Here is a 7,740-nt window from a genome sequence, read left to right on the forward strand (position 1 = left end):
GCTCGCGCCGTGCTGGAGGAGGAGTACGAGGCGCGGAGGGTCAAGCCCTTCCACCTGCGGCGTCTGCCGCCGCCGGAGCCCGACTTCGCGTACAGGATCCGGCCGGCGACCGCCCGCGACCTGCCCGATGTGCGGCAGCTCTACAACCACTACGTCACGAACAGCATGGTGACGTTCGACGAGGACACCATGTCGCTGCGCGAGTGGCGGTCGAAGTTCGCCTACCTGGCGCGCCTCAAGCTGCCGTTCCTCGTCGCCGTGTCGCCGTCCGGCCAGGTGCTCGGCTACGCGCTGTGCACGCCGTGGCGGCAGAAGCGGGCCTACAAGCACACGGCCGAGAGCTCGATCTACCTCTCGCCCGCGGCGACCGGCAAGGGCCTCGGGAAGGCGCTGCTCACCGCCCTCATCGAGGCGAGCCGGGAGGCCGGGCTCAAGGAGCTGCTCGCGGTCATCGCCGACAAGGGCGCGGAGGCGTCGCTGAAGCTGCACGAGTCCCTCGGCTTCAAGGAGGTCGGGCGGATGGGGCGGGTCGGCTTCAAGTTCGACCGGTGGATCGGCACCGTGCTGCTGCAGAAGTCGATCAAGTAGTGGCGTTCGAGCTCCACCACCTCACGGCCCAGGAGCAGTGGGACTGGCTGCAGCGACGCGACGCGACGGTCGCCGAGCTCGTCGAGCACGCGTTGGCCCGCATCGAGCGCCTCGACGGGGGACTCGGGGCCTTCGCCCGCGTCGACGCCGACCGCGCGCGGGCGACGGCCGCGCGGCTGGACGCCGAAGGACCCGGCCCGGCGCCGCTCTGGGGCGTGCCCGTGGCGGAGAAGGAGCTCGCGCGGCGCGCGGGCACCGTCTCCGGGACGGGTTCGCGGCTGACCACCGCGTCCGCCACCACCTCCGACCGGGTGATCACGGCGATCGACGTCTCGGGCGCCGTCTCGCTCGGCGCGACGACCGCGCCGGAGTTCGGGCTCACCGGCTACACCGAGCCCGCGGGGCGGCCGCCCGCCCGCAACCCGTGGAATCCGTCGACCGGCGCCGGCGGCTCGAGCGGCGGCGCGGCCGCCGCGGTCGCCGCGGGCCTCGTGCCGCTCGCGTTCGGCTCGGACGGGGGCGGATCGGTGCGGATCCCCGCTGCGACGTGCGGCGTCGTCGGCCTGAAGCCGTCCCGCGGCCGGGTGCCGGCGCAGGGCGGCCAGGAGTCGCTCGCCGGCCTCGTCACGGCCGGCCCGATCGCCAGGACGGTCGCCGACGTGGCGATGGCGCTCGACGCGCTCGTCGCGCCGGACGGGGTGCGCCGCCGCCCGCCGTTCGCGCTCGTGGCGCCCGAGGACGGGCCCTTCCTGTCGGCAGCGGTGCGCGGCGAGGGACGCTTCCAGATCGGCGTGCTCGAGGGCTCGGTGTGGGACGACGCGGTCGAGATCGCTGTGGATCCCGCGTCGGCGGCCGCGGTCGCGCGCACCAGCGCCCTGCTCGACGAGCTCGGTCACGGCCTCGAGCCCGTGCGGCTGCCCGGGGAGCGGTATCCCGAGCTGTTCCGGGTGCTGTGGGCCGCGTCCGCGGCCGGGATCCCCGCCGGTTCGGATGCCGAGCTCGCGCTCCTCGAGCCGTACACCCGCGCGATGCTCGACCGCGGCCGGGCGCTGCCGGCCGAGACGCTGCTCGGCGCCCTCGCGGACGCCGCCGCGTTCGAGCGGCGGGCGGTGGCGACCTTCGACGCGGTCGACGCCGTGCTCACCCCGGCGCTCGCCCTGCCGCCCATGCCGCTCGGCTGGTTCACCGCGGATCCGGATCCGGACGTCGTCTTCGAGCGGCAGGTGCAGGCCGCGCCCTGGTCGTCGTTCGTGAACGTCGCCGGGCTGCCCGCGATCGTGGTGCCCGTCGGCGCGGACGACGCCGGATGGCCGGCCGGCGTGCAGCTGATCGGGCGGCCGGGCGGCGAGGCGACCCTGCTCGCGATCGCCCGCCAGCTGGAGCGCCGCTTCGCGTGGCGCCACCCGCCCCTCTGGTGACCACCACCCACGCCCCGGTCCCCGTGACGTGCCGCTTTCGCCCCCTTCAGGCGTGGTGAAGGGTGCAGAAGTGGCAACTCACGGAACCGGCGGGTCGCCCATCCCCGTGACGTGCCGGTTTCGCACCCTTCACGACGTCCGAAGGGTGCAGAAGTGGCACGTGACGCGGGTGCGTCACGCCGTGAGGGCGACCGCCAGCGTCGCGAGGCCGACCGTCAGCGGGGCCGCGATCAGGCCGAGGCCCGCGAACCGCCACCAGGAGATGCGGACGCCCATGGCGGTGAGGCGCCCGTGCCAGAGCAGGGTCGCGAGCGACGCCCACGGGGTGATCAGCGGGCCGGCGTTCACCGCCACGAGCAGCGCGAGCAGCCGGGCGGGGGAGGAGCCCACCGGCTCGAGCGCGAGGTAGGCGGGCAGGTTGTCGGCGAGGTTCGCGGCCACCGTGCCCGTGCCCGCGACCCGGAGCAGGGCGAGGGGTCCGTCGCCCGTCCCGGCGACGGCCGTGAGCACCTGGGTGAGCCCGAGGCGCCCCGCGGCCGTCACCGCGAGGAACAGCCCGCAGACGAACACCACGAGCGCGACCGGCAGCATCGAGGGGGAGAACCCGGGCGTGCGACGCACCACGAAGGCGACGGCGAGCACGACCGCACCGATCGTCGCCGGGACCCACACCGGGATGTGGAGCAGGGGATCGCCGAGGGCGAGCGCCGGCACGAGCAGCACGAGCACGCCCGCCGCGATCCGGAACAGCACCGGATCCGCGACGGGATCGAGCGCCGGGACGACGTAGCGCTGCGCGATGTCCCGCCGATGCACGAGCGCGAGCAGCACGACGGGCACGACCACGGCGACGAGCGACGGCAGCGCCGAGCGTCCGACGTAGCCGCCGGCGCCGAGGCCGGGTCCGGCCGCGGCGAGCAGGTTCGTCAGGTTCGAGACCGGCAGCAGCAACGAGCCCGTGTTCGCGAGCCACACCGTCGCCATCGCGAACGGCAGGGGTGGCAGCCCGACGCGCCGCGCGAGTGTGACGACGATCGGGGTGAGCAGCACCGCGGTGGTGTCGAGCGACAGGAACACGGTCGCCACCACGGCGACGACGACCACCAGCAGCCAGAGCACGGCCCCGCGGCCCCGCCCCAGGCGGGCGGCGCCGTCCGCGATGCGGTCGAAGACGCCGGCGCGCGTGGTGAGCGCCGCCACCACCGTGATGGCGACGACGAAGCCGATCACCGGGGCGATCCGATCGCCGAGCGCGACCGCGTCCGTGACCGGCATCACTCCGGTGACGACCGCCACCGCCCCCAGCAGGAGTAGGCCGACTCCGAGTACGGCCAGCACCACGACGCCGACTGTATCGGGGCGGAGGCCGCCTCAGCGCAGGCCGGCGCGCACCTCGCTGGCCGACCAGAGCGCCTTCGCGAGCCCGGCGTCGTCCGCCTGCTTCGGCAGCCGCCCGGGCGCCTTCAACCGGTCGAAGTAGTTCCCGGACGGCGCGGGCACGTCGGGTGTCGCGGCGAGCCGCACGAGGGGCTGGGCGCCCTGCTCCGGCGAGAGCGCGAACCGCTGGCCGAGGCTCACGAGCGCCCCGCCGTTGCCGAATCCGCTCGCCACGAACCCCGGGTGGAACGCGTACGCCGAGACGGGCGTGGCGGCGAGCCGCCGGGCGAGCTCGCGGGTGAAGACGACGTTCTCGAGCTTGCTCGCGGAGTACGCGCGCCAGCCGCCGAGCCACGGGCCGCGCCGCGTGTCGAGGTCCTCCATCCGGAGACGCCCGGACGCGGCAGCGCCGCTCGAGGTCTGGATGATTCGCACGCTCGCCGCCGGCGCCTCCGCCGCCGTCGTGATCAGGCGCGGCAGCAGCAGGTTGGTGAGCAGGAACCCGGCGAGGTGGTTGCGCTGGAAGGTCACGTCGAAGCCGTCGACGGTCTCGCGGCGCGGCCCGATGCCGCCCGCGTTGTTCGCGAGCACGTGGATCGCGGGCAGGTCGGCGAGCAGCTCGTCGGCGAGGCGTCGCACGTCGTCGAGCCGCTCGAAGTCGGCGAGGTAGGAGCGGCCGCCCGCCTGCTCGGCCACCGCCCTGGTGCGTTCGGGGTTCCGCCCGACGACGACCACGTCGGCGCCGAGGGCGGCCAGCTCGATCGCGGCGGCCCGGCCGATCCCGGAGCTCGCGCCCGTGATCACGACCGTCCGGTCCTCCATCCGCCCCGGGGCGGGCACCGTGACGCTCATGCCCGGCCGTCCGTCTCCAGCAGGCGCAGCCAGACCTCGCTGAGCGTCGGGTACGACGGCACCGCGTGCCACAGCCGCTGGATCGGCACCTCACCGACCACGGCCACGGTGGCGGACTGCAGCAGCTCGCCCACGTCCTGGCCCACGAACGTGGCGCCGAGCACCACCTCGCGCTCGTCGTCGATCACGATCTTCGCCCTCCCGACGTAGTCGTCCGACAGCACGCTCGCGCCCGCGACGTGCGACAGGTCGTACTCGGCGGTCCGGATCCGCAGGCCCGCCTTCGTGGCGGCGGCCTCGGTGAGGCCGACCGAGGCGACCTCGGGATCGGTGAAGGTCACCTGCGGCACGCTCCGCTCATCGGCGGTCGCGACGTGGCGGCCCCAGGGGGCCGTGTCGAGCGGATCGCCCTTCGCCCGGGCGGCGATGACCCGGCCGGCGGCCCGAGCCTGGTACTTGCCCTCGTGGGTGAGCAGGGCGCGACGGTTCACGTCGCCGACCGCGTAGAGCCAGGGCTCGTCGGCGTTGGTCGGCGCGTCGACGAGGAGCGTGTCGTCGACGGGCAGCCACTCGCCGTTCGCGAGGCCGACGCTGGCGAGGCCGAAGTCGTCGGTGCGCGGCGTGCGGCCGGTCGCGACGAGGATCTGCGCCGCCGTGATCGTGCCGCCGTCGCCGAGCGTCACCTCGACGCCGCCCTCGTCCGTGCGGTGCGCGGCGGTCGTCTCGGCGCCGAACCGCACGTCGACGCCGCGCTGCCGCAGCGCATCCGTCACCAGCTCGCCGGCGAACGGCTCCATGCCCGACAGCAGGCCGCGGCCGCGCACGAGCATCGTCACCGTCGCGCCGAGGCTCGCGTAGACGGTCGCCATCTCGCAGGCGACCACACCGCCGCCCACGATGACGAGCGAGGCCGGCGCCTCGGAGGCGCCGGTGGCCTCCCGCGACGTCCACGGCGCGGCGTCGACCAGCCCGGTCACGGGCGGGATCAGCGCCGCGGATCCGGTGCAGACCGCGACCGCGTCCCGAGCGGTCACGTCGACGACGGTGCCGTCGATCGCGGTGACCCGCACCTGCTTCACGCCGGTGAGCTGCGCGCGACCCCGGATGAGATCGATCCCCACCGAGCCGAGCCACTCGACCTGGGACCCGTCGTCGTAGTCGCCGACGATCGCGTCGCGCCGTGCGAACACGTCGGCCGGGGTGAGGCCGCCGGTCACCGCCTGCGCGGCGCCCCGCACGTGCTGCGCGGCGCGCAGCACGGCGGACGGCCGCAGCAGCGCCTTCGACGGCATGCACGCCCAGTAGGAGCATTCGCCGCCCACGAGCTCGGCCTCGATGATCACGGTCGTGAGGCCCTCCCGGTGGGCGTAGTCGGCGACGTTCTCGCCGACCGGCCCCGCCCCGATCACGACGAGGTCGTAGGTGTGCTCCGGCATCGCTGCTCCTTCGGTCCGGTCCGCAGGCTAGCGTCGCCCGCCGCCGTCAGCGGGTGCCGGCGGTCAGCGCGGAGAGGATGCGGAGGATCGGGGCGAGGTCCTCGCCCGCGGCCTCCGGCGAGGGGGGCGCGAACATCGTGATCGCCGCTCCGGCGAGCCGCCGGCCCGCCAGCGCGGCGCCGATCGCGGCGGTGAGGTCGGCGGTCGCGACCCCGAACGGCTGCGGGTCGGGCACCCCGCCGAACTCGGCGGGATCGAGCACGTCGAGGTCGACGTGCAGGTACACCTCGTCGAAGCCGAGCGGATCGAGCACCGCGCCGAGCCCGGCCCCGACCCCGTCGGCATCGACCCGGACGATCGGGGACCGGGCGAGGTACTCCGCCTCCCCGTCGTCGAGCGACCGCGTGCCGGCGAGCACCACGGCGGCCGGGTCGAGCGGCGGATCGGCGACGAGCCCGTCGGCCCCGTCGCCGAGCAGGGCCCGGAGCACCATGCCCGAGAAGGCGGCGGAGGGGCTGGTCGCCGGGGTGTTGAGGTCCGGATGCGCGTCGAACCAGACGGTGCCGAGCCGGGCGCCGCGGCGCCGTGCACCGGCGAACGCGTGCTCGACGGCTGCGAGCTCGACGCCGCAGTCGCCGCCGATCACGATCGGCACGTCCGTGTCGGCCAGCTGCCGCAGGGCCTCCGCGAGCCGTTCCCGCACCACGGCGAGGCTCGAGTAGCGGTGCACACCGGTGCCGACCGCGTCGCCCGCACCGAGCGGGATGTCGACCGTGACGGTCGCGGCGGACGGCAGATCGCCGCGGATCGCCTCGGCCCCGTCGATCAACCGCATCGAACGGCTCGACGCCGAACCCTGCCATTCGGGTACGACGACGAACTTGGCGGCCATGGCCGCAGCGTATCGGGCTCTCCGGATCAGCCGGCGACGGGCCGGGTGTCGCAGTCCCGGCAGACGGTCCGGGTCGTGTGCGGCGCGATGCCCGCCGCGGTGACCGCGTAGAAGGGCACCTCGTACACCTGGTCGCCGGCGCAGCGGCCGCACCGCCGACCGGTGTGCCGGGGCTCGCCGGTCGTGATCGTCGGGCGCGGCATCGGGCGTGTCTCGCAGGCGCAGAACGTCGTCTCACCGACCCGACGCGGTCCGTCCTCGTGCATCCGGAACAGCTCGACGCGGAAGAGCCCCTCCCGCCTGCAGCGGAGGCACGTCGCGTCGACCGGCGTGGGACTGCCGGCGGTGACGCCGGACGGGGCGGTGGCGGCCATGGGGCACGGTGGCACCCGCGGGAACGAGCCCGTCCGCGCCGCGACGCCGGTTCGCCGTGAGCGGACGAGGGCGAGCGATCGTGGAGGCGCACATGGCACGATGCGAGGACGCGGGCCTTCGCGTCCGAGCCGGAAGGGGACTTCGAATGGGGTCGATCGTGCTCACCAGCCTGCTGACCGCCGCCTGGCTGCTCGTGCTGCTCGTCGTGCTGATCGTGCTGATCGTCGTCGGAGCGGTCCTCGTGCGCTTCCTGCTCGTCGCCACCGTCGCGATCTCGACGTGGGCGGAGCGCAACGGCGCCGACCCCCACACCTACTGGTGGCCGTTCCGGCAGGGACCGCGCCGGGAGCCCCGCACCCGTTCCAGGGATGCGGCGGCCACGCGCAGCGAGGCCGCTCGGCACCAGCCGGTGCGGCCGGACGCCGCGCGGCCGGAACCGGCACGGCCCGAGGCGACGCGCCCCGAGGCCGCCCGGCCGGAGCCGGCGCGCGAGCAGGCACGGCTTCCTCAGCCCCAGCCGCAGTCGCCGCCGGAGCAGCGGATCGCCGCCGGCCCTCGGCCCCGGACCGAGGACGGTCCGCTCGCGGGTCTGCCCTCGCGGACGGCGCCTCCGCCGGCGGCGCACGAGGAGCCGGCGCCGGCGGTCGCCGTGACCGAGGCGCGGTCGCGGCCCGCGCCGCGCATGGAGGAGCCCGCCGCTCGCCCGGAGCCCGCCGCTCGCCCGGAGCCCGTCGTCCGGCCGGAGCCGGCCTCGCGCCCGGCCGCCGAGGCCGAGCCGCCCGCCCCTCGGCAGCCCGCACGC

At 75.5% G+C, this 7,740-nt stretch carries 7 protein-coding genes and 1 pseudogene; 3 read left to right on the top strand and 5 right to left on the bottom strand.

Going from position 1 to position 7,740, the window contains the following annotated elements:
* Positions 1 to 9 precede the first annotated feature (9 nt).
* Both JWQ92_RS12550 and JWQ92_RS12555 read left to right on the top strand, forming a co-directional pair.
* Positions 10 to 588, top strand: a complete 579-nt coding sequence (locus JWQ92_RS12550; protein WP_297344797.1) for a GNAT family N-acetyltransferase — start codon at positions 10 to 12, stop codon at positions 586 to 588.
* Entirely contained in the window at positions 588 to 2,006 is a 1,419-nt protein-coding gene (locus JWQ92_RS12555) for an amidase (protein WP_297344798.1), read from the top strand. The genes JWQ92_RS12550 and JWQ92_RS12555 overlap by 1 nt, the downstream gene beginning before the upstream one ends.
* 174 nt (positions 2,007 to 2,180) lie before the next feature.
* Here the strand turns inward: JWQ92_RS12555 and JWQ92_RS12560 are convergent, their stop codons facing one another.
* Genes JWQ92_RS12560 through JWQ92_RS12580 form a run of 5 tightly spaced genes read right to left on the bottom strand, consistent with a single transcriptional unit; the run spans position 2,181 to position 6,937 of the window.
* Complete coding sequence (locus tag JWQ92_RS12560) at positions 2,181 to 3,347, bottom strand: SLC13 family permease (RefSeq protein ID WP_297344799.1); 1,167 nt, start codon at positions 3,345 to 3,347, stop codon at positions 2,181 to 2,183.
* Positions 3,348 to 3,377: 30 nt separating this feature from the next.
* Complete coding sequence (locus JWQ92_RS12565) at positions 3,378 to 4,235, bottom strand: SDR family NAD(P)-dependent oxidoreductase (protein WP_297344800.1); 858 nt, start codon at positions 4,233 to 4,235, stop codon at positions 3,378 to 3,380.
* Positions 4,232 to 5,671: an NAD(P)/FAD-dependent oxidoreductase gene (locus JWQ92_RS12570; RefSeq protein WP_297344801.1), complete on the bottom strand. Its 1,440-nt coding sequence runs from the start codon at positions 5,669 to 5,671 to the stop codon at positions 4,232 to 4,234. Before JWQ92_RS12570 ends, JWQ92_RS12565 begins: the two co-directional genes overlap by 4 nt.
* 46 nt (positions 5,672 to 5,717) lie before the next feature.
* The gene (locus tag JWQ92_RS12575; RefSeq protein ID WP_297344802.1) at positions 5,718 to 6,563 is read right to left on the bottom strand and encodes an arginase family protein; all 846 of its coding nucleotides are present in this window, start codon (positions 6,561 to 6,563) and stop codon (positions 5,718 to 5,720) included.
* A gap of 26 nt (positions 6,564 to 6,589) precedes the next feature.
* Positions 6,590 to 6,937, bottom strand: a complete 348-nt coding sequence (locus JWQ92_RS12580; RefSeq protein ID WP_297344803.1) for a hypothetical protein — start codon at positions 6,935 to 6,937, stop codon at positions 6,590 to 6,592.
* Positions 6,938 to 7,083: 146 nt separating this feature from the next.
* Here JWQ92_RS12580 and JWQ92_RS12585 point away from each other — a divergent pair.
* A pseudogene (locus tag JWQ92_RS12585) lies at positions 7,084 to 7,740 on the top strand (hypothetical protein); the annotation flags it as partial.

Source organism: Amnibacterium sp., assembly GCF_025463795.1.
Classification (GTDB): domain Bacteria; phylum Actinomycetota; class Actinomycetes; order Actinomycetales; family Microbacteriaceae; genus Amnibacterium.